This is a genomic window from Lentisalinibacter orientalis (assembly GCF_040706535.1).
In the GTDB taxonomy this organism is placed as follows: Bacteria; Pseudomonadota; Gammaproteobacteria; order Steroidobacterales; family Woeseiaceae; genus Lentisalinibacter; species Lentisalinibacter orientalis.
Genome location: NZ_JAPDRJ010000001.1, coordinates 1,086,000 through 1,107,855, shown reverse-complemented (window position 1 = coordinate 1,107,855; position 21,856 = coordinate 1,086,000). Strand labels below are relative to the sequence as shown.

Sequence of the window (21,856 nt, the reverse complement as noted above, 5' to 3'; positions counted from 1 at the left end):
CTGACAGCGACCGGCGATTCCGGGTGAATGCGCGAGGAACGGCGATCGCGACCTTATGTGAAACGCGAGAAACTGCCAGGCGAACAAACCGCTTTGGTCTATACTCATCCCTCACGAACGCCGCCGAAAAACAACCACTGGCGTTCAGGGGGAATCAAAATGAAAAGAACCATCCATTCGATCCTCGTCCTGTGCCTGGCCATCGCGTCCGGATCGGCGCTCGCCGCCCCGTCCGGCCTCAACGACAAAGCCATGGACGAGCTGCGAGCGGCGGGCGTCGACAAGTATCTCGGGACGGCCCAGTCGATCCCCAGTGAGTACGGCGTCTGGACGAAGCACGACTTCGATCCTCGGTATTCGCCGAACCCGTCCTACCCTGGTGGCTTACGCCCTGACGGGCCGGTCTGCATCGCGGGCACGCCCTACTCCGTGTTTACCCGGCAGGGCGATCCCAAGAAGTTGCTCGTTTTCATGCAGGGAGGCGGCGCCTGCTGGCAGAACTTCCCCCGGTGCAACATCCTGGCGGACGACCAGGCTCCGCCCGAGCAAGGTCCTTTCCCGGGTGTTTTCGATCCCACCAACCCGGAGAACCCGTTCGCGGATTACTCGGTGGTCTACATGCCGTACTGCGACGGCTCCACCTTCGGCGGCGACAATGACGTGAAGGGCGACGCCGCGTTTCCGTTCGGCCCGAACCGCTACCACCGCGGGCTGCGCAACCTGAGCGCGGGCATGGACGTGGCAGGGGCGATGTTCCCGAAAGCGAAGCAGATCACGGTGATGGGCCACAGTGCCGGCGGCGTCGCTGCGGCCGCGTTCGCTCCGTTCCTGGCGCGTTTCACCTTCGGCAACAACGTAAAGCTGACCGTGTACAACGACGCCGGGCCGATCGCGGTCAATCTGGGCACGCCGCCCACGCCCACCACGCCGCCGGATATTACGTGGCTGTCGGTCGCTGCACGTGCGAATGACTGGCAGTTCCAGCAGTTCTATCCGGCCAGCTGTGTCGCCGAGGGCCTCTGCAACCCCTTCGGTCAGCAGACCGGCATCATTCACTGGCGGCTCGCCAACGACTCGACCATCCGCGAGGCGTTCTACGAGACCGACTCCGACGCCACCAACCGGTTCTTCGCCCAGGGCGACGGCACGCGGATGGATCCGGAGGAGTACCGCGAGCTGATCCTGACCGAGCACGGCGCGCTGAACGAGGCCTTTCCGCGACGCTACAAGCGCTTCATCGTGAGCGGCGACGACACCCACGGCGGCATCCAGGTGACGGCGGCCTCTCCGAACTCGCCTGAGCCACAGCCCTTCCTGTTCTACACCCAAGAGGCCAACGGCACGAAGCTGAGCTACTGGGCGGGCGAGTTCATCCGCATCGGACAGCGCCAGTCGAAGTTCGGCTGGAAGGACATCGTGGAGGACTACGAGCCGGTAGCGATTCCGTAAAACCCGACGCCGTAGGAGGGCCTTCAGGCCCGACCCGTAGCAGGGCCTTCAGGCCCGACAGGAGACGAGAGGGCCCCTCGGCGAGGGGCCCGTTCTCTAGCTAAGCGCCTGCCTGATCATCCGGGCAACCGACTCTGCCAATATCCAGGTCGTCGGGAATGGTGAGCGATCGCGACGACGATGATATCGGTAGACTGTTGGATGACGACGATGTCATAGGGGAAGCGACCAAGACCCAGACGTCTCGCCCCCTCCTGGCCGGCTCTGCCCGGCATTGTAGTAAGAGGAACGACTTCTTCTTCGAGCAGATCCAACGCGGCCAGAATGGCTTGGGCGAACTCGCCGCCCAGACCGGGCCGGGCATTCTCGTACCATGCGGCGGCCTCCGTCGCCTCTATCGCTGCCTCCTCGAGGACCCGGACACGTGCCACTACGAAGCGCTGAGCCGCTTCTCGAGCCTTCTCCGCAATTCGTCGCGGTCGATGAGTCTGGCTGTGCCCGTATCAATGGCACGTAAACGTTTCAGGATTTCTTTATCCCACGCGGAATCGGCGTCAGCATCCGCGGGCTCGTCGAGACTCCTGACGAGTTCGTACGCAAGCTGGGCCCGCTCCAGCTGGGAGAGAGCGAGCGCCTCTGATCGCAGCTTATCCAGGGTAGCGGTGTCCATTAAGTCCTCCGGCGCATTTGCTTCGCTCTAGATTACCGTTGAACACCATACGCGCCAAACGGAAGCTGTTGCCATGTCACTAATACACCGAACAGATCAGGAATTATTCCAGCAATCGCAGATACCCGTCGTACCGATACAGCCGATCCCGCTTCCGCTCCCCGATCTCCGACAGTATCCCCGCCTCACTCAGCACGTCGATGGCCTTGCCGGCAGTGGGTTTGGTCGTGGAGAGCAGATCCGTCACCAGAGGCATCGTGATGACAGGATGCTCCGGCAGCAGCTCGAAGAGCCGGACGCTGGAGACCGTCGCCTCCGGCATCGCCAGCAGCGTCTGTCGGTCCTCCGTGACCCGGGCGTACAGGGCGCGGGTGGTGCGGGTGACGTCGTCGGCGATCTCGGAGACGCCCGTCAGGAAGAACGCGAGCCAGCCGATCCAGTCGCCCTCGGTCCGAATCGAATCCAGCCGGCGGTAGTACTCTGTCTGGTTCTGCCGGAAGTAGAGGCTGAGATACAACAGCGGCCCGCCCAGCACTTCCCAATGCTCGAGCAGCAGCGCAATCACCATGCGGCCCAGGCGGCCGTTGCCATCGAGGTACGGGTGGATGGTCTCGAACTGCACGTGCACGAGGCCGGCGCGGATGAGCGGCGGGAGATCGTCGTCGGAGTGGATGTAGCGCTCCAGGCCACTCAGCAGATCAGCGACGTGCGTGGGCGGCGGCGGGACGAACGTGGCGTCGCCCGGGCTCGCGCCTCCGATCCAGTTCTGTGACCGGCGGAGTTCACCCGGCTGCTTCGAAGCGCCGCGGACCCCGTGCATGAGGATGCGGTGGCAGTCGTTCAGCAGCCGCACGGAGATGGGCGTGCCGCGCGGGGAACGAATCTGCTCGAACGCGTGGTTAATCGCCGCGACGTAGTTGGTGACCTCTTCGACGTCCTCGATGCCCGAGGCACCCGGCTGAGCCGTCTGCTCCCAGGACAGCACGTCCTGTAGCGTGGCCTGGGTGCCTTCGATCTCGGACGAGAGGAGCGCCTCCCTGCGGACGAAGGCGTAAACGAACCAGTCAAGCGACGGGATCATGGCGCCGGCGAGATCGAGCTGGGCGAGTGCGGCTTCGGCTCGGCGCAGAGATTCGGTCAGGCCCGGGAGCTCAGCCTTGGTCAGCCGCGGTGGGAGAGCATCGGGCACGAACGCCTGCACCGACTCTCCGGCGACGGTCGTGGTGACATAGTGGCCTGTGTGTCTGGTCGTCATAGTAAAGCATTCTTTACTAGTTTGTCGCCCAAGTAAAGCTTTCTTTACTAGCTCTCGGGTGGGGATTCGGCGCCTTTCCAGCCCCAGGGACGGCAATTGCCGATAGTCGATCTTCCTGAGGGCTGATATCTTATCTACAATTTGGTAGAGATTTTTACGAGATACCGAAATGACCACGACCACCCAGATCTCCGCCCACATCTCGAAAGAGACCAAAGCCGAGCTCGAGGCGTATGTGCGTCAGAAAGGGGTGAAAAAGGCCTTTCTGATCGAGGAGGCGCTGCGGCACCATCTCCAGGCGTTACGGGAAATCCCGGAGGACCTGATGATTCCTTCCCGACTGGTACTGACGCCCGAGTCGATGGAGCGGGTTGCCGAGCAGATCGAGCGGGATGAAGAGCCTACGGAAGCGCTGAAATCGCTGTTCCGTGACTGACCGGAAACCGGAGGTTCGCGTCCGGCAGTTACGAACTGACGATAACCGAACCGGTTTCGACAGCGGCAATATCGAGCTCGACCGCTTCTTCCGGCGCTACGCCGGTCAGAACCAGTTTCGTCACCATGTCGGCAGCACCTACGTTGCGGTGCACGGCAATGCGATTGCCGGTTTCATGACCGTCTCCATGGCGGAGCTGACTTCGGAGAAGCTCACGAAGAAGCTCCGACGACGGCTACCCGGCTATCCGATGCCGGTGCTCCGTCTGGCGCGGCTGGCCGTGGACCGGCGCTGGCAGGGGCACGGTGTCGGCAGATTGCTGCTTCGTTCAGTGCTCGAGCTGGCTCTCGAGATGCGCGACCGCGTGGGATGCACCGGGGTTGTCGTGGACGCGAAGGCGGATGCCGTCGGGTTCTATGCCTCTCTCGGCTTCGGAGAGCTCGACCTCGCGAGTGGCGGCGTCGGCGACCGACCCCCGCCCGAGGTGATGTTTCTGCCGATCGCGAGGGTCGCAGCGGGTCGCGGCTGATCGCGGCTGATCGCGGCTGAAGCCGCCTACGTGCTGCTACAGGGCCAGGTCTGCCTGTTGGCGGACGTAGTGGCGGAGCGACTCCAGCTCTGTGTCGGTCAGGTCCGCGAAGGCCGGCATGCCGTTGGCGGCCAGTGCGCCGCCGCGGACGATGCGCTCGAAGGCTTCGGCATCCAGCACCGCCGCGGAGGCGCGCAGGTCCGGCGCCTGGCCGCCGGAGATGGCGCCGCCGCCGTGGCAGTACCAGCAGTAGCCTTCGATCTTGTAGCGCTCGAAGAGGATCTTGCCCGCCTCGGCGAGTTCGGCATCCACCTCGAAGTCGGCCTGGATGGGCTTCGGCACCAGGGGTGGCGGCTGGGGCGGCAGCGTTGCCGTGCCGTCGAGGGAGAACGTGATCAGCCGGCGCGTCTGCGCGCGGTAGGCCCAGCCGAGGTCCGCGGCATCCTGGCCCCCGAGACCGGCGAAGCCGCCGCCGAAGCCGACCAGCAGTGAGAGGTACTGCCTGCCGTCGATGGCATAGGTGATGGCTGGCGCCGAGATGCCGAGGCCGGCGTCGAAGGTCCAGAGGGCATCGCCGGTGCGGGCGTCGTAGGCGACGAACTTACCGTTCGAGCGGCCCTGGAAGACGAGGTTGCCGGCGGTGGTGAGCGTGCCGGCGTTCCAGAAGTTGTCCTGGGGGATCTCCCAGACGGCCTTCTGCGCCACCGGGTCCCAGGCCTGCAGCGAGGCCGGATAGTCACGCGGCTGGTCTTCCGGGTAGGTGATGTTGGCGCCGACGCCGCCCTTCAGCGGTTCCGCCTGGAAGTTCTTGCGGTCGATGCCGACGTCGTCGAAGCCGAGCTTCATGTGCAGCGTGGGGAGATAGACGAGGCCGGTGCCCGGGTTGTACGACATCGCATGCCAGCTGTGCGCGCCCCAGGGGCCTGGCATGACGTCGAAGCGGTCGTCCTCGTAGCGCGCGCCTTCCACTTCCACCGGGCGGCCGGTCTCGAGGTCGACGTGGGTGGCCCAGTTCACGTCGGCGAAGGGCTCGGCGGAGACCAGTTTGCCGGTGGCGCGGTCGATGACGTAGAAGAAGCCGTTCTTCGGCGCGTGCATCAGCGCCTTCACATCCTTGCCGCCGATCTTCAGGTCAGCCAGCACGATGTCCATGTTGGAGTTGTAGTCCCAGGTCTCGCCCGGCACGGTCTGGTAGTGCCAGCGGTACTCGCCGGTGTCCGGGTCGAGCGCGACAACGGAGCAGAGGAACAGGTTGTCGCCGCCGCCGGGGCTGCGGATATTGCGGTTCCAGGGCGAGCCATTGCCGGTGCCGATATAGACGGCGTCGAACTCCGGGTCGTAGGTAAAGCCGTGCCAGGCGTTGCCGCCGCCGCCGTGTTTCCACCACTCGCCGGTCCAGGTCTCGGCCGCCATCTCCATGGCCGCGTTCTCGAAGCCGTCCGCCGGGTTGCCGGGCACGATCCAGAACTTCCAGGCCTCCTCGCCGGTCTCGGCGTCGTAGGCGGTCACGAAGCCGCGGGTCGGCCCCACCTCCGTGCCGCCGTTGCCGATCAGCACCTTGCCCTTGAAGGCCTTCGGGGTGCCGCTGATGTAGAGGGCCGCGTCCTCCGGGAAGGTGCGCACCGACCAGACCTGCTCGCCGGTCTTCGCGTCGATGGCGATCAGCCGTCCGTCCCAGGTGGCGGCGTAGACCTTGTCGCCGTAGAAAGCGAGGCCCCGGGCCGCGCTCATGCCGGGCTGGCGCTTCTCCGCGAGGACCTTGCCGACCTCCGGGTCGAACTCCCACAGCAGTTTGCCGGTGACCGCATTCACGGCACGCACCACGTTCAGGGTGCCGGTGAAATACATCACGCCGTCGACCACCAGCGGCGTGGCAACCAGGCCGACGTCCCGGGGCAGGTCCAGATACCAGTCCACCTTCAGGTCGGCGACGTTGGTGACGTCGACGTCGCTGAGGGGGCTGTAGCGGCGCTCGTAGTGGGTGCCGCCGTAGGCCAGCCACTCGGCCGTGCGGGACTCGTCGGCGAGTGCGGCGTCGGTGATGGCGAGTCCGGCGGGTGGCGTGGCGGCCGGAGTGACAGCGGCCGGGGTGGTTTCAGCGGCCGGCGTGTCTGCCGATTCCGGCGGCGGCGCCTGCTTCGAGCACGCGGCGGCCAGGAGGGCCGTCGTAAGCATAGCCGGCAGCATGGCGAGCCGGGACGAGGTTCTGATTCCTGTTGTCATCGCTGCTCCCCCGAGCTTTAGCAATTGGACAGGATTATGCGTCAGGGTCCGGTGAAAAGCCATTGCCGGGACGGCGCGTACCGCCGCCCTGGCGCAAATCGCGCCCGTTTCTCGCATTGGTCAGTGAAGCCTCACGTGATCGGGAGAACTGCGATGAAGACGGGGATTAGCCGCAAGAACGAAAATTCCAATCCGGCCGGGTCCATGCTGCAGACGGGCTCCGGGAGCATCGCCCGCCTTGCCCTGCTGATGATGATGCTGGCTGGCCAGCCGGCGCTGGCCGAAACCTACAGCTACGACGAAGTCGGCCGCCTGGCGACCGTGACCTTCGACGATGGTTCGAGTATCGGCTACGAGTACGACAAGGCCGGGAACATCACGCAGATCGCCCGTGCACCGGGTGCCTTGCCGCCGGACGGCGAGATCGATACGCCCGACGACGACGTCACGATCGACGCCGGCCAGAGCGTCGATTTCACGGCGACCGTCTCGGATCCCGACAACGCGCTGCCGCTGGTCATCCGCTGGGACTTCGACGGTGCGGCACCGGACTCCGACGAAGAAGACCCCGGCCCTGTGACTTTCGCCGATGTGGGCACCTACACGGTGGAGCTCAACGTGACCGACGCGACCGGCCTTTCCGATCCCACGCCGGCCACACGCGTGATCACGGTCCAGGCCGTGGACGACGACGGTGGCGATGACGGCGGCGATGACGGCGGCGACACCGGGAACGGTGACGACAGCGGTGACGACGGCGGTGGCGGCTCCCTGGGACTGCTGGAGCTGGCCCTTGCGCTGGCCATCGTGTTGCTGCACCGGCTGTTCGTGAGCGGGAGCCGCCTGACCACCCACTCCGGCCGACGGTCTGCGGCCCCTGTCATCGGCCGAGGCCTTGGTGCCTTCCTGCCGGCACTGCTACTCGCTCTCATGCTGCCGGGGGCGGTCCTCGGGCAGTCGCAGTGGATCCAGCTCGACCCGGGAACGGAGGCAAACCTCAACGACGTCTGGGGCACCTCGCCGGACAACGTCTTCGTGGTCGGCGCAGGCGGCATCATCCTGCGCTTCGACGGCACTGACTGGACGGCGATGGACTCCGGCACGACCGCCGATCTGAATGCGGTCTACGGCCGCGGTCCGGACGAAATCTACGCGGTGGGTGCCGGGCAGACCTTCCTGCGCTTCGACGGAACGTCCTGGGCGCCGTTCGCGGGTCCGGCCGATGCAACGACGGCTTTCGTGGACGTCTGGAGCGCGGGTGCCGGTGAGCCCCTCTGGGTACTCAGCGCCCGGCGTGCCTGGTACTGGGATGGTGCGGTATGGACCGTCCAGAGCTTCAGAGACAACCTGAATGCATCGCTGACGCCCAACGCCGAAATGCGCGGCATCGGCGGCACCGCGTCATCGCGCATCGTGGTGTCTCGCCCGGCTGGCGGGACGGATCAGGTAGACGGCGGGCTGTTCGCCAATTTCCGCCAGATATCGGAATACGACACCCGGGGCGTCTACGCCGCGAGCGACAGCGACATCTTCGCGGTCGGCCGAAATTCCTACCGCTTCCAGGGCGACGACGTCCGCAATGCCGGTCAGTGGCGGCCGATATCCATCATGCGCGAGGCCTTCGACGCCTGGGGCAGCTCGGCTTCGAACGTGTATGCGGTCGGCATCGGCGACCTCACGACCGGCGGCCAGATCTCCCATTACGACGGCAACGGCACGAACACCTGGACGAAGGTGTTCGAGATGGGCCTGTTCCGCCTCAACAGCATCTGGGGCGCGAGCGAGGCCGATATCTTCGTGGTCGGCAACGGCGGCGTGGTCCTGCGATATGCAGAGGCGGAAGCGCCGCAGACGGCTGCCAATTTCCCCAACTCGGGCTGGGTCGGTGATTTCGTCAATGCTCATACGGGCGAGCTCGTGCTCGAACAGATCGATTTCGCGTTCAATGCCTGCGTCCCGTTCGAGTTCGCCCGCTACTATGCATCGGGCCTGACGCCGGAGGGTCAGGCGGGCGGGAGCCTGGGGCCGAACTGGGCCCACAGCTTCGAGTGGAAGATACTGCACGACGCCGATACGGCGACGGTCACGACCTGGCGGGGACGCACCCTGGAGTTTGCCCGCGGCGCCGCCGGCTGGGACAGCACCGACCCGTCCGATAGCGGCTACACGTTGCTGGAGGACGCCACCTCCGGTGACCTGATCCTCGTCGACGACGAGGCGCAGCGCCTGTATGTCTTCGACGCGAACCGGGACCGGTTGACGAGAATCGAGGACCGCTTCGGCAACAGACTCACCATCGAATACTCCATAGCGACCGGCAAGCCGGTCTTCGTGAGCGATGGCAAGGGCCTCGCCATAGAACTCATCTACGGCCTCGAGGAACTCGCCTCGATACGCACGGGCGTCGAAGGTGCCTACCGTGAGGTGGTCTTCGAGTACACGGACGGGCAGCTGACATCCGTCACGGATCCGGAACAGGCACGCACGGACTTCCTCTACGAATCCCCGGTCGGCGATCGCCTCATCACGGCGGTGCGCCTGCCCGAGGGCAATGTCCCCTATACGTGGACCTACGGCGCCGACGTGCGCGTCGCGAGCGAGACCGACGCCTTTACCAACGCCTCCACGATCGCCTACCAGAGCGGCACGACGCCCACGGCGATGCAGGCACCGGACGGCAGCGACATCCGGCTGCAACATGACGATGAAGGCCGGCTGGTCGCACTGACGAACGGCGAGGGCGAGACCACGGCCATGGCCTACGACGGCGCCGGCCGCGTCACCAGCGTCACGGCACCCACCGGCGTGGTCACCACGCTCGAATACGACCCGGCCACCGGCAGGATCGTGCGGCATGGCAAGAGTGGTCAGAACGAGACCGTGTTCTCCCATGCCGAAGTGGCCAGCGTCCTCGGCCACCCGTTCTACGACGTTACCCGCATCGAACAGGCGAACGGCGATGCCCTGACGATAGAGCACGATTCCGCGGGACTGCGTTCCGCCATCGTCGATCAGAATCAGCAACGCTGGACCTACGGCTACGATGCCGCCGGCAGCCTGATATCGGCCGGCCTGCCCGGCGGCGCCGGCTTCACCATCGAGCGTGACGAACGGTGCAACGCAGAGACCATCACGGACTCGGCCGGCAACGCGACCCGCTACACCTACGATCGCTACAACCGCAACGTCGCGGTCATCCATCCCGATGCGACGCGGCGGCTCATCGCCTATGACGATGCCGGGCGGATCGTCTCGCTCACGAACGAGCGCGACAAGACCGTCTCCAGGACCTTCGACGGCAACGGCAACATCGTGGCGATCTCCGTGCCGACCATGCAGGATATCACCTATGTCTATGACGACATGGATCGCGTTACGGAGATGCGCAGCCCGAAGGGCGATGTCACCGGGTTCGTCTATGACGAACTCGGTCGGCTGGAGGAGATCTCCGGACCGCTGGGCCGGCGCAACACGTTCGGCTACGACAGGGCCGACCGGCCGGTCTCGCTGTCTTTGGGCGGCAGGACACCCTTCGAACTCCGCTACACGGCGGAGGGTCTGCCCGACGCTTTCGTGGCTCCCGGCATACTGACGCTGGACGCCGAATCGACCGGGGCCCGCCCCGGGCGCACGGACCGCTACTCGGACGGCGCTACCGCACTGACCAAGATCTACGACGATCGCGGCCGGTTCATCGGCTTCGACGATCAGCCCGGCGATGAGCTGCTGCGGATCGAGTACGACGAGCGCGGCAATGTGACGGCTTTCCGGAGCTATGGCGGTGCCATCAGCACCGGGATCGCCTATGACGCGCTGAACCGGCCGATCCGTTTCCGCGACGCCAACGGCAACGACTGGCTCAGGGACTTCGACGGGGCCGGCCGCCTGACGGACATCGAGGATCCACTGGGCCGCCGGACACAGCTCGGATACGACGATCGCAGCTGGGTAAGCAGCGTCCAGTTCCCGGACGGACTGGGTTCAGTAACGATCACCCGCAACCCGTCCGGATTCGAGACCGAGCGAGCCTACAGCGACGGCACGCTGCTCGAGTACGAGTACGACGATCTCGGACAACCGATCTCGGCCAGCGGCGTCGCCCTCGGCTACGACGACAACGGCAACGTGGCGAACAGCAACGGCATCGTGGTGGCACATGACGCCGACGATCGCCTGGAGACCGTGGAGCTGGCTCCCGGCAAGACCGTTACGTACCGCTACGACGACCGTGGCATGCTGACCTCGGTGGAGGACTGGATGGGCGAGGCCGTGACCTTCGCGAACGACGAGGCGGGACTGCTCAACGGCATCTCCCGTGCCAACGGCGTGAACACCGCGCTCGACTACGACGTGGCGGGCCGCCTCGACACCATCGAGGAGCCGGGGATCGCGCTGATCGATCTCAGCTACGACGGACAGGGACGCCTCGCCGAAGCCACGCGAAACGTGCCGCGGCCGGCCGGACTCGCCGACGCGGGCACGACCGCGTACTCCTACGATGCGGCCAGCCAGACCGAGCAGTTCTCCCATGACGCGCTCGGTCGGCGAACCGCCGATGACCGCCGCAGCTACGACTGGAATCTCGCCTCCCGGATGACCGGGTACACGGCCCCGGGGGCGAGCGTGGCGTTCGAGTACGACGCCATGGGCTACAGGACGCAGCGTTCGGACGCGGCGGGTACGCGTGAGTTCGTGTGGAACTACGCGCTGGGACTGCCCTCGGTCTCGGTCGAGCGGAGGGACGGTGCGGACAGCCGGTACTACGTGCACACGCCGTCCGGCGACCTCCTCTACAGCCTGGAGCCGGACGGGGAGCGGCGCTTCTATCACTACGACGAACGCGGCAATACGCTCTATGTCACCGGCGACTCCGGCAATGTGCTGGCCTCCTATGCCTACACGCCCTACGGTGAAGTGATCGCCGAGCAGGGCGGCATCGACAACGCGTTCACTTTCATGGGCAAGCGCGGCGTCATGCGCGAGGCCGACAGCGATCTGTACTACGTACGAGCGCGCTACTACGACGCGAGGACGGGTCGATTCCTGTCCCGGGATGCCGAGCGCTCCTTCTCACCGAAGCGCGGCAACCCGTATCAGTACGCGCGGGGCAATCCCCTGATGTTCACCGACCCGACGGGACTCGACGAAGAAGAGGGCTGGTTCTCGTCCATGGTACGAAGAGGAGGCAACTGGCTCGGTAAACAGGTCGACAACGTCGTGAACGCCGGGCTGGGCGGGGCGACTCTGGCCGGACGGAAATGGGACGCCATGGCGGACGCCGTCCGTGCGGATATCGGCGGCGCCTGGCAGAGCGTCTCTTCGAGGCTCGAGGAGTTCGTCGGCATCCGCGCCGACATCCGCAATAGCACCGGCAGACCCGGCGTTTTCGGCGCCGGGAAGAACATCCGGCTGAGCGCGGAGCAGAATCGGATATTGCGCTCGGTGGCACGGTCCGCGAGGACCCGGGCAGAGGCGAGCGCAAGTGCTGCAAGGAAGCTGCTGAAGACGAAGGCATTCAACATCAATATATTCGGCGCCCTGGTATCGGGGCTGATGGAGTCGTCGCAGCAGTACACGACAACCACCGCCGGGCAGATCGCCGGCAAGGGCCTGATCGGCGCCTCGAATGCAGCCATCGGGCATTCCGGCGGCCCGTTTGCGACCTTCGTCGGCGTCTCGTCCCTGATGGATGCGGGAACGGAGTTTTATTACTCCCAGCGCTACGGCTCTGGAATGGAAGGCATCCGCGTCGGGGCCCACGAAGTGCTGTTCCAGCCCGTGCGCTTGTTCGTCGCGGCCGCAGAGGACTTTGCCACGAAGCCCACCAGCAACGGGGATTCGGCGCTGTACAAGCTGTCACAGACGATGAAGAGCGCACAGGACGACAATCTGGGCGCTTTCACACACTATCTCTACGATAAAGGCGAAGACCTCGAGGAGTACTTCGGCATCTCCGACTACCTCGTGGGTCTGTTCGCAGAGGAAGACGAGGAATAGACCGCATGCGCTTCGCCACCCGCCGGAGCGGCACCGCGCCGATGCCGCTCCGGCGTTTCTTGCGGCGAGCCCGGCGGGAGGCAACAATTGGCCGACAAGGAGGCCGGCTGTTGCAGAACAATCCCGTCACCCAGTTGATAGAGGCAGCCGCACGCGGCGAGGCCGGTGCTTCCGACGAGCTCTTGCCGCTGGTCTACGACGAACTCCGCAAGCTCGCCCATGCCCGCATGAACCGTGAGCGGCCCGGCGCGACCCTGCAGCCGACGGCGCTCGTCCACGAGGCCTATCTGCGGCTCGTCGGCAGCGACACCGAGTGGGACAACCGACGGCACTTCTTCGCGGCGGCGGCGGAGACGATGCGCCGGATTCTGATCGAGCGCGCACGGCGTTACGCCGCCGCGAAACATGGCGGTGAACTGCGGCGCACCGAATTCGACGGTTTGCAGTTCCCCGACGACGTCGACGTCGAGCGCCTGGTCGCGTGGGACCAGTTGCTGGAGCAACTGGCAGCGCAGGACCCGGTGATGGCCGATGTCGTCAAACTGCGCTCCTTCGCCGGCTTCACCATTGCGGAGACCGCGCAGGCACTGGACCTCTCACCCCGCACCGTCAACCGCCACTGGACCGGGGCGCAGGCCTGGCTGCGGCTGCGCCTCGTTCAGACGGAGCACGCGGGTGAGTGACAGGCGCTGGGAACGGCTCTGGGAGCTGTTCCACGAGGCCCTGGAGTTGCCGGAAGGCGAGCGCGAGCGGTTTCTGGACGCGGCCACAGGCGACGATGCGGAACTGCGCGCGGAACTCGCAGCACTGATCGGCGCACACGAGGACGGCAGCCTGGACGAGGGGATCGGCCGCGGCATCGAAGCCCTGCGCCGGCTCGATCCGGACGCGATGATCGGACGCGATATCGGCCCCTACCGCCTCACCGCCGTCATCGGCCAGGGCGGCATGGGGGTGGTCTACGCCGCGGAGCAGTCCGAGCCGATCCGCCGCACCGTGGCACTGAAGCTCATCAAACTCGGGATGGATTCCCGCGAGGTCATCGGTCGGTTCGACGCCGAGCGACAGGCCCTCGCGATGATGAACAATCCCAACATCGCCCGGGTCTTCGATGCCGGCGCGACGGACTCCGGCCGCCCGTACTTCGTCATGGAACGGATCGACGGCGTGCCGATCACCGAGTACTGCGACACACGGCGATTGAGCACGGCCGAACGCCTGACCCTGTTCCTCGCCGTCTGTGGCGGCGTCCAGCATGCACACCAGAAAGGCGTTATCCACCGCGACCTGAAGCCCACGAACGTGCTGATTACCGAGGAGGACGGCGCACCCGTCCCCAAGATAATCGACTTCGGCATCGCCAAGGCCACGGCGCAGAGGGCGGCCGAGAGGACGATGTTCACCCGCGCCGGTGTCTTCATCGGGACACCGGAGTACATGAGCCCGGAGCAGGCCGGTCTGTCGATTCAGGACGTGGACACACGGACCGACGTCTACTCGCTGGGCATCCTGTTGTACGAACTCCTGGTGGGGTCCCTGCCGCTCGATCCCACGGAATTGCGGGCCGCGGGATACGACGAGATCTGCCGTCGTATCCGCGAGGAGGAACCGTCCCGGCCCAGCATGAAACTGGGCACGCTGCAGGGCGGGGCCGACGACCTGGCGCGGAACCGTGGCACCGACAGTGCCGCGCTCGTGCGCTCGCTGCGCGGGGATCTCGACTGGATAACGATGCGGGCGCTGGAGAAAGACCCCGAACGTCGCTACGGGTCGCCATCGGAGCTCGCGGCCGACCTGCACCGGTACATCAACCATGAGCCGGTCGAGGCGGGCCCGCCTTCGGCCGCGTACCGCATCAGGAAATTCGCGCGGCGGCACACGTTGACGGTGGTGGCCGGGAGCCTGATCACCCTCTCGCTGCTGCTGGGCATCGGCGCCGCAACACTCGGCCTCCTGCGGGCACAGGAGGCCGAGCGGATCGCCAATGCCGAGGCCCGCACCTCCGAGGAGGTGACAGAATTCCTGACCGGGCTCTTCCGCGTGGCGGCACCCGGCGCCGCCGACGCCGATTCCGTCACGGCCCGCGAGATTCTCGACCGCGGTGTCGCGCGTATCCGCAACGATCTCACCGCCGAGCCGGTCGTGCAGAGCCGGCTGATGCAGGAGATGGGTTCCGTCTACGCCCAGCTCGGCCTGCTGGAGGAGGCCGAGCGTCTTTATCGGGAGGCGCTGAAGATCCACACCGAACGAGGTGCCGACGCCGAACACGCGGAGACCATTGCCGGGCTGGCCAACGTACGCTACCTGCAGGGCGAGTACCTGAATGCAATCGACCTCTACCGCGACGCGATCGTGCTGGCGGAGACCTCGGATGAGGAGGTGGAGGTGCTCTGGCTCGCAACGACCTACGGCAACCTCGGTTCCGTGTACGACACGTTGTCCCGCAACGACGAGGCTCTCGCAGCGCTGCGGACGGCCCGTGACATGCTGGCATCGTCCGGCAACGCGGACAGCCGCGAGTACGGCCGCATCATGCGCAACGTCGGCATATCGCACTGGCGCGCCGGCGACACCGAAGCCGCTCGTGAGGCCTATGCGGCTGCCCTCGCCGTCTACGACCAGGTCCTGAAGCCTGGCCACCCGGACGTCTCTTACGTCGTCAATTCGCTCGCTATCCTGAACTACAATCTGGGCGACTACGGCACGGCGAAGACCCTGTTCGAACGCGAACTCGCCAACCTGGAGCGGACGCTGGGACCCGAGCACCGCGATACCGCGAGTGTCATGAATAATCTCGGCCTGCTTTTGCTGAAGATGGACCGGCCGGACGCGGCCGGCCCCAGAATCGAGGAATCGCTGCGCATCCGCGAAGCGGTGCTGGGGCCCGAACACGAGGAGGTAGCGACCAGTCTGTGCAACCTGGCGGAACTGCGGCTGATCGAGCAGCGGCCGGATGCCGCGAGGTCGGCCGTCGATCGGTGCCTGGCCATCCGGGAGGAGAAGCTCGGACCGGATCACCCCTACGTTGCCAGCGCGCTGGATATCTACGTCAGTGTTCTGGATAAACTCGGCGAGACGGACCAGGCACGAAACCTCGCGCAGCGAGCGGCCCGGATCCGCGACGCCGCGCAGTGAACCTCATCGCACGCCACGTCGCCTGACCTCAGGGGCAGGCGGGTCCGATACAGCGGCCGTCGGTGAACAGCAGCGTATTGTGACCCCGGTCGCCGCCGGGCTCCGGTACGCCGGCGGCAACGAGGAATAGCGCGGAGTGCGCGCCGTACATGCCGTCCGGCAGATCGGTGGCGGCGTTGACAATGAACACCTTGCCCATGCGGAAGTTGATGGAGTGGCGGTTGCGGTAGCGCTCCGCGTCGAAGTCCTCGTCCTGCGCGAAGCCGTCGAGCCAATCAGCCAGATCGGCCGGGGTAGCCGGCTCCAGTACGCCGGATTCCTGCAGCTGGGCCAGGCCGAGCTTGCCGGGCAGTATCTGCTCGGCCGGGTCGAGCACCACGTCCTCGATGCGGCGATCGCCCTTCAGGGTGGGCTCTGCGGTGAGCTCGCCGATGCGGAAGTAGGTGCCGCCGTGCACCGTGTGCATGCGCGAGACCGGTTCGGCGAAGATCTCGAACAGCCGGTCCTGCACCTCGTCGTACTCGTAGCCCTCGTCCTCGTGCGCGAAGAACGACCGGCAGGCGTTGCGCGCATTCGGGTCGAGCTCCCTCAAGGGCACGCCGGGCTCGAGACCGATGACCCGCTGCAGGCCCCTGCCGCTGGCGATGACGCCGGCAATCTCCGCGTCCGGCGTCGAGAGCACCTTCCAGACCGTCGGTTCACCCGACATCAGTACGAGCACGACCGGGACATCGGTGCGGCCCACCGCGACGGCCTGTTCGCCGGCGCTGTCGTCAGTCGGATCGATGGCGACGCCTTCGAGGTCACGGTCGCCGCGCCGCACGCCGACGGCCTGCAGCTCGATCGCGTCCGGCAGCGCCCCGAGGCCGCAGGGATGATTCGCGTCCCGCGTCGGCGGCTCGACGTGGGCGTACAGCAGGTCGTTCGCCGGATACGCGCCGGCCAGCCGGCCCGCCAGCGCCTCCTTGAAGCCGTGATCGAAGCCCTGCTCGGGGCCGGCGATCAGCACCAGGCCGCCGTCGTCGAGGAAGAGGAAATAGCTGAGCACGTCCTGGCCGTGCCGGGTGTCGCGGTGCTCGTAGGCGGCCACCTGGCGGCTGCCGGCCTCGATGAACACCTCGGCCATCTTGCGGTTGCCGCCTTCGGTGCCCAGCACGAAGCGCTGCAGGTCGCGGTAGGTGCTCTCCTCGGATTGCCGGTCGTTCGAACGGATGGCGAGCACGATGGTGTGCTCGCCGGGACTGAACTTGATGGATTTTCCGCCTTCGAAGATCGACTGCGGATCGGCATCCGCCGGGATCAGCGCAACGACGCTGGCCCCCTGGACGCCGAAGAACCCGATCTGCATGCCGAAGGCCCCCTGGTAGCCCGGCGGCACCGAAATGCCGAAATCCTCGCCGAGCTGCGTCTCGATCTCGGCGGCATCCGCCGTGATGGTGCTCGAGTTGATGAGGCCCATCAGCTTCCCGATACCGAACGGGATGCCGAGCATCAGCAACAGGATGATGACGAGAATCTTGCGCATGGCACTGCCCTGCCCGGCCGAAAGCTGCGACTGTCGAAATCCTAAGGCGATGCCGTACGAGCCGCGCATGCGCGGCACCAGCCTGTGACGATCTTCACCATCGGGCAGCAGATACCGTGATCTCCTTCACAGTCGGATTGCGCTATCTCCGCCCGCAACACCCGTTGACGGACACTCGAGCGGACATCAGCAGGCACGGCGGTCCCGACGACTCCGGCACACCAGAACCATGAAGTGGATCCTGAACATCACGCTCGCCGTGGAGGTGCTCGTCGCGCTCTTCTGGACGATCGCGATGTGGACCGAGACGGGCTCCAGCGGCATCGCCGTGCTCGGCTGGTTCGCGGTCGTCATCGTGGTCTTCGTCGTCGCGTTCCTGCTCGCCGCGCTCATCGCATGGCGGCGCCCGGCGCTGCGGCCGCGGGCGACGATCGCGATGGTGCTGCCGTTCGTCGGCGGCTTCGCGCCCTGGCTGCTGCGGGTCCTGTCGGGCGGGCCGGCGGAACCGGGGTTCGTCTGGCGCGTCGCCGCTATCGTGACGGCGGGCATCGTTGTAGTCGCTTTGCTAAGACCGCGGGCTACAGCGCGACGACTGCCGGGCGCGCTCTTCCGCAGCCGCGGCTTCAACGCCGCGGTGGCGGGCATGCTCATGGTCGGGTGGGGACTGCTGCTGCTCGTCGGCGGCTGGGTGCTGACCGAGGCGGGTCAGGCAGCGCTGTACCGGACGGAGCGCGGCAGCACGGGCATGGCTGCCGCCTACCTCGTGCTGGGCGTCTCGGCCTACCTGCTGCTGCTCGGTGCCGCCTCGCTGCTGACGGCAGCCTGGGGCTGGCTCGGCCTCGCGGGCGGGGTCGAGGGCGCACGGCGGCGCCTGCATGTCGCGCAGCTCGCGGCTGCCGTACCCGGGATACTCGCCGCCGCGGCGGCCTGGGCCTGGCTGATCAGCCAGCGCTGAGTGTGACCGGGGCGGGCTGAGCGCCGGATTCCGCCTGGCGGCGGATCACCGCACCGGCACCTTCTCCACCTGCCGCAGCGCGAGTTCGTAGTCGCGCTGCAGCCGCGGATTGTCCGGGTCGTTCTCCATCGCCATGCGGTAGTAGCGCAGCGCCGCCTCCCAGTCGCCACGGTCGATGGAGGTCACCGCGAAGCCCCACAGCGCGAGCGCGTTGTCCGGGTCCAGCAGCCAGGCCTGGTTGAAGCGGCGGATCGCCATCACCTTGTCGCCGGAGTAGAAGACGTACCAGGCGTTCTTCGCCGCCACTTCGGCGGCGTCCTCGCGGGAGCGGCCGCCCTCCGTCATCATGCGGATGTACTCCTCGTCGGCGCGCTTCTGCTCGGGCGTCTTCTCGGCGAGACCGTACATCGGCCGCTCGTTGATGGGCCAGGCGTCGGCCCCGGGCGCGGAGCGGGTGCCCGGTACCGTGCGCACCAGCGCGAAGTCGTCCACGTACCAGGTCGCCGGCCCGTCCGTGGCCGTGGCGCCGATGGCCCAGCCGTGGACCGCGTCGAGACCCAGCCCGTCGTTCGGGGCATGGGGGCCGCTGTCCTTGCGCATGAACGCCCCGAAGGGGATCTCGATCGTGCGCCATCCCTCGAAGTCGTCTGCCAGATCGTAGACGTAGCGCTCGGCGGTATCCCCGGGCAGGTGCGGATTGCGGTTGTCGATCACGTCCACGAAGAACCCTGCGCCACTGCCGCGGCCATACAGCCGGAAGCTGATGCCGTCGCAGGCGCGCCAGTCGTAGGGGACCCAGAAGGTCGCCTCGTGGCCCTCGTAGAAGAAGAAGTGTGCGAACGCGGCCCAGTTCTGCACGTCGAAGTCGAGCCGCAGCACCCGGTTGTCCGCAGCAGCATCCGGGAGCGGCGGATACTCCGCCGTGGTCGAGAACGCGACCGTGCTGACGCCGTCGGTGAAGGTGACGAAGCCGACCGGGATGCCCTCGTGGTCCGCCGTGGTCGCGACCGGGGTCTCGAAGTCATCGAAGACCACCGTCTCGTGCTCCGCTGCGGCGAAGGCGGCCAGGCGGCTCGCCTTGCCCCGCTCCCGCTCGATGTTGGCCAGCAGCGCCTGGACGGCGATGGCCGTGGCCCTCGACTCCATGGCCAGTCTCGCCTCCTCGGACTCGTCCTTCGTCTGCAGCCCGGCCTCCCGGAAGATGCGATGGTACGAGTTCAGCAGGAACGACATCGCGTTGTTGCCGTCCTGGTCCAGCACATAGCACTCGATGCCGAATATCCACTCGTCGCTCACCGGCAGCAGGAACTCCAGCACCAGGTGATATTGAGCCTGCGGCTGCCGCCCGCTGACGGCCTCGGCGACCTTCGTCATGTCGGTCTGGAAGATGTCCCACTGTGAGGTGCCGAACAGCGGCCCCAGGTCGATGCGGCGCCCGCCGCGCACCGCGTTGATGCCGGCGGCGTTCAGCTGCTCGATGATCCCGGCCTGGGAGCGGAACGAGGCGGCCGTCCTCGTCTCACGGCGGACCAGGGTCGGGTGGACGGCAATGGTTGCGGTGTCCAGGGATTCGACGAAGGTAGCTGCTCGAGAGGCATACGGCCGGTAGCCGCCCTCGTCGAGCATCTGCTGAACCTCGTCGGCCGGCGCCCAGCTGCTCACGAATGCGAGACCCACCGCAGCACAGATGCCCGGAATCAGTCTCATGCAGCGGCCGACGGCCATGACGGAATCAGAATGTGGCTTCGTTAGCTACCACTGTCCTCCGATTCGCGGCCGATCCAATACGGGAAAACCGTTAGCGGGCCGGCCTCCTACCCGTCATTCCGAAGCCATAAGGGAACAGCGGATCGTACTCCTCGTCCCCGACGTTGATCGGGATCTGCGCGGCCTCCCGTGGCCAGGAAAAGCCGAGTCGGCCGGTGAAGTCATAGTCGCCGAACAGCACCTGGGCAACCCCCTCGCCTTCCGAGCCCGGCAGCCAGGCGGCGACGAAGGCGGCCGAGCGCTCGAGCTCCTCGTTCACCAGCAGCGGTCGACCCGAGATGAGTACCGTGACCACCTTCGTGCCCTGCTCGTGGTAGGCGCGGATGAGTTCGCGCTGCTCTTCGGTCAGCACCAGCTCCTCCGCCTTGCGGTCGCCCACGCCCTCGGCATAGGGCTCCTCGCCGACCACCACGATGGCGATGTCGGCGTCGTCGCGCACGCCGGCGGGGCCGGCGTCGATCACGTGCTCGGCGCCGATCACGTTCCTGATGCCGTCGAGGATGCTGGTGGCACCCTCCACCGGCCGGGCCGCGTTGCCATAGAGATCCTCGTGGGCGCCCTGCCACTTCTTGGTCCAGCCGCCGCTCTGGTAGGCGACGTTGTCGGCGTGGCTGCCGGCGACGATGACGGTGCGGTCTTTGGAGAGCGGCAGGATGCCGTCCTCGTTCTTCAGCAGCACCAGGGATTCGCGCACCGCCTGGCGGGCCACGTCGCGGTGCGCGGCAGAGCCCACGGTGTCGGCGCAGGCGTCGGAGCTGTACGGCCGCTCGAACAGGCCGAGGCGGAGCTTCATACGCAGGATGCGGGTGACTGCATCGTCGATGCGGGACATCGGCACCTCGCCGGCCTCCACCAGCCGCACGATCTCGGGGATGCCCTCCTTCCACGACTGCACCAGCATGAACATGTCGATGCCGGCCGTGAGCGACTCCTCCATGGTCAGGCCGCCGAGGCGCACGCCCTCCCAATCCGTGAGCACCACGCCGTCGAAGCCGAGCTCCTCCTTCAGCAGATCCGTCAGCAGCGCCTCCGAGCCGTGGATCTTCTCGCCGTTCAGGGAGCTGAACGACGCCATGACAGAGACCGCGCCGCTCTCGATGGCGTCGACGTAACCCGGCAGGTGGACGGTGCGCAGCTCCTCTTCCGTGATGACCGCATTGCCGCGGTCGACGCCGCCCTCGGTGGCGCCCTCGGCGACGAAGTGCTTGGCGGTGGCGCCCACGCGCTGCTCGTCGGTGAGGTCGTCGCCCTGATAGCCCTCGATGAGGGGGCGCGCGAACAGCACCTGCAGCTCCGCGGTCTCGCCGAAGGCCTCATAGGTGCGGCCCCAGCGGATGTCCCGCGCAACAGCAATGGTGGGCGCGAAGGTCCAGCGGATGCCGGTGGCGGCGAGCTCCCGGGCGGTGACCCGTGCCAGGCGCCGGGCCAGATCCGGGTTGCGGGTGGCGCCGATGCCGATGTTGTGGGGCAGGATGGTGGCGGGGCCGTCGAAATACGCGTGCCCGTGCACGGCGTCGATGCCCGCCACGATGGGGATGCCGGTGCGGGTGGCGAGCGCGGCACGCTGGTAGGCATCGAACATCTCGCGCCAGGCCGCCGCAGTGCCCAGGTTGCCCTCCGGCACGGTGCTGATGATGGAGCCGAGGCCGTATTCGCCTACCTCCTCAGGCGTCGCGGTGGAGACGTCGGCCTGCACCATCTGCCCGGCCTTCTCGGTCAGCGTCATGGCGGCGACAACGGCGGGGATGTCGGCTTCGGAGCGGAGAACGGGGATGCGGGCATCGGGCGCGGGGCGATCCAGCTGGCGGTTGCAGCCGGCCAGCACGGCGAGGGCGGAGAGGGTCACGATGAGTCTCAGCTGGTGCGGGTTTCTCATGGGCATGCGGCCCGCTGAATCACGGGGACTGTCGGCTCG

Annotated in this window: 13 protein-coding genes; 7 read left to right on the top strand and 6 right to left on the bottom strand. The window is 66.7% G+C overall.

Going from position 1 to position 21,856, the window contains the following annotated elements; genetic code table 11:
* The first annotated feature begins 159 nt into the window (after positions 1-159).
* Entirely contained in the window at positions 160-1,449 is a 1,290-nt protein-coding gene (locus tag ACJMK0_RS04910) for a pectin acetylesterase-family hydrolase (RefSeq protein ID WP_405236065.1), read from the top strand.
* A 430-nt stretch (positions 1,450-1,879) separates the two neighbouring features.
* Here the strand turns inward: ACJMK0_RS04910 and ACJMK0_RS04905 are convergent, their stop codons facing one another.
* Together ACJMK0_RS04905 and ACJMK0_RS04900 are read right to left on the bottom strand one after the other, a co-directional pair.
* On the bottom strand, positions 1,880-2,119 hold the full coding sequence (locus ACJMK0_RS04905) for an addiction module protein (RefSeq protein WP_405236064.1): 240 nt from the start codon (positions 2,117-2,119) through the stop codon (positions 1,880-1,882).
* A 103-nt stretch (positions 2,120-2,222) separates the two neighbouring features.
* Positions 2,223-3,374, bottom strand: coding sequence for a Fic family protein (locus ACJMK0_RS04900; RefSeq protein ID WP_405236062.1), 1,152 nt, complete (start codon positions 3,372-3,374; stop codon positions 2,223-2,225).
* Positions 3,375-3,543: 169 nt separating this feature from the next.
* Between ACJMK0_RS04900 and ACJMK0_RS04895 the strand changes: the two genes are divergently transcribed.
* Positions 3,544-3,810 (top strand): hypothetical protein, encoded by a 267-nt coding sequence (locus ACJMK0_RS04895; protein ID WP_405226884.1) that lies wholly within the window; start codon positions 3,544-3,546, stop codon positions 3,808-3,810.
* On the top strand, positions 3,803-4,339 hold the full coding sequence (locus ACJMK0_RS04890; protein ID WP_405226887.1) for a GNAT family N-acetyltransferase: 537 nt from the start codon (positions 3,803-3,805) through the stop codon (positions 4,337-4,339). The genes ACJMK0_RS04895 and ACJMK0_RS04890 overlap by 8 nt, the downstream gene beginning before the upstream one ends.
* 36 nt (positions 4,340-4,375) lie before the next feature.
* Here ACJMK0_RS04890 and ACJMK0_RS04885 read toward each other — a convergent pair whose 3' ends face one another.
* Entirely contained in the window at positions 4,376-6,562 is a 2,187-nt protein-coding gene (locus ACJMK0_RS04885; RefSeq protein ID WP_405226890.1) for a PQQ-dependent dehydrogenase, methanol/ethanol family, read from the bottom strand.
* A 153-nt stretch (positions 6,563-6,715) separates the two neighbouring features.
* Between ACJMK0_RS04885 and ACJMK0_RS04880 the strand changes: the two genes are divergently transcribed.
* The 3 genes from ACJMK0_RS04880 (at position 6,716) to ACJMK0_RS04870 (ending at position 15,694) form a co-directional block, all read left to right on the top strand.
* A complete protein-coding gene (locus tag ACJMK0_RS04880) occupies positions 6,716-12,559 on the top strand; it encodes an RHS repeat-associated core domain-containing protein (RefSeq protein ID WP_405236060.1) in 5,844 nt (1,947 codons plus the stop codon).
* Between the two features lie 110 nt (positions 12,560-12,669).
* Positions 12,670-13,242, top strand: a complete 573-nt coding sequence (locus ACJMK0_RS04875; RefSeq protein WP_405226896.1) for an ECF-type sigma factor — start codon at positions 12,670-12,672, stop codon at positions 13,240-13,242.
* The gene (locus tag ACJMK0_RS04870) at positions 13,235-15,694 is read left to right on the top strand and encodes a tetratricopeptide repeat protein (protein ID WP_405226899.1); all 2,460 of its coding nucleotides are present in this window, start codon (positions 13,235-13,237) and stop codon (positions 15,692-15,694) included. Before ACJMK0_RS04875 ends, ACJMK0_RS04870 begins: the two co-directional genes overlap by 8 nt.
* A gap of 28 nt (positions 15,695-15,722) precedes the next feature.
* Here ACJMK0_RS04870 and ACJMK0_RS04865 read toward each other — a convergent pair whose 3' ends face one another.
* Positions 15,723-17,219, bottom strand: coding sequence for a hypothetical protein (locus tag ACJMK0_RS04865; RefSeq protein ID WP_405236058.1), 1,497 nt, complete (start codon positions 17,217-17,219; stop codon positions 15,723-15,725).
* A 229-nt stretch (positions 17,220-17,448) separates the two neighbouring features.
* Between ACJMK0_RS04865 and ACJMK0_RS04860 the strand changes: the two genes are divergently transcribed.
* Positions 17,449-18,174, top strand: a complete 726-nt coding sequence (locus tag ACJMK0_RS04860) for a hypothetical protein (RefSeq protein WP_405236056.1) — start codon at positions 17,449-17,451, stop codon at positions 18,172-18,174.
* A gap of 45 nt (positions 18,175-18,219) precedes the next feature.
* Here the strand turns inward: ACJMK0_RS04860 and ACJMK0_RS04855 are convergent, their stop codons facing one another.
* Positions 18,220-19,881, bottom strand: a complete 1,662-nt coding sequence (locus ACJMK0_RS04855) for a carbohydrate binding domain-containing protein (RefSeq protein ID WP_405226906.1) — start codon at positions 19,879-19,881, stop codon at positions 18,220-18,222.
* 91 nt (positions 19,882-19,972) lie between these two features.
* Positions 19,973-21,817 carry a glycoside hydrolase family 3 protein gene (locus tag ACJMK0_RS04850; protein WP_405236054.1) on the bottom strand — a complete coding sequence of 615 codons (1,845 nt, stop codon included), beginning with the start codon at positions 21,815-21,817 and terminating at the stop codon, positions 19,973-19,975.
* Between the last annotated feature and the right edge of the window lie 39 nt (positions 21,818-21,856).

Excerpts from the sequence above, each read along its gene's own strand:
- ACJMK0_RS04895 (WP_405226884.1), top strand. The coding sequence starts at position 3,544 with ATGACCACGACCACCCAGATCTCCGCCCACATCTCGAAAGAGACCAAA.
- ACJMK0_RS04885 (WP_405226890.1), bottom strand. The coding sequence starts at position 6,562 with ATGACAACAGGAATCAGAACCTCGTCCCGGCTCGCCATGCTGCCGGCT.
- ACJMK0_RS04855 (WP_405226906.1), bottom strand. The coding sequence starts at position 19,881 with ATGAGACTGATTCCGGGCATCTGTGCTGCGGTGGGTCTCGCATTCGTG.
- ACJMK0_RS04880 (WP_405236060.1), top strand. The coding sequence starts at position 6,716 with ATGAAGACGGGGATTAGCCGCAAGAACGAAAATTCCAATCCGGCCGGG.
- ACJMK0_RS04865 (WP_405236058.1), bottom strand. The coding sequence starts at position 17,219 with ATGCGCAAGATTCTCGTCATCATCCTGTTGCTGATGCTCGGCATCCCG.
- ACJMK0_RS04905 (WP_405236064.1), bottom strand. The coding sequence starts at position 2,119 with ATGGACACCGCTACCCTGGATAAGCTGCGATCAGAGGCGCTCGCTCTC.
- ACJMK0_RS04910 (WP_405236065.1), top strand. The coding sequence starts at position 160 with ATGAAAAGAACCATCCATTCGATCCTCGTCCTGTGCCTGGCCATCGCG.
- ACJMK0_RS04860 (WP_405236056.1), top strand. The coding sequence starts at position 17,449 with ATGAAGTGGATCCTGAACATCACGCTCGCCGTGGAGGTGCTCGTCGCG.
- ACJMK0_RS04850 (WP_405236054.1), bottom strand. The coding sequence starts at position 21,817 with ATGAGAAACCCGCACCAGCTGAGACTCATCGTGACCCTCTCCGCCCTC.
- ACJMK0_RS04900 (WP_405236062.1), bottom strand. The coding sequence starts at position 3,374 with ATGACGACCAGACACACAGGCCACTATGTCACCACGACCGTCGCCGGA.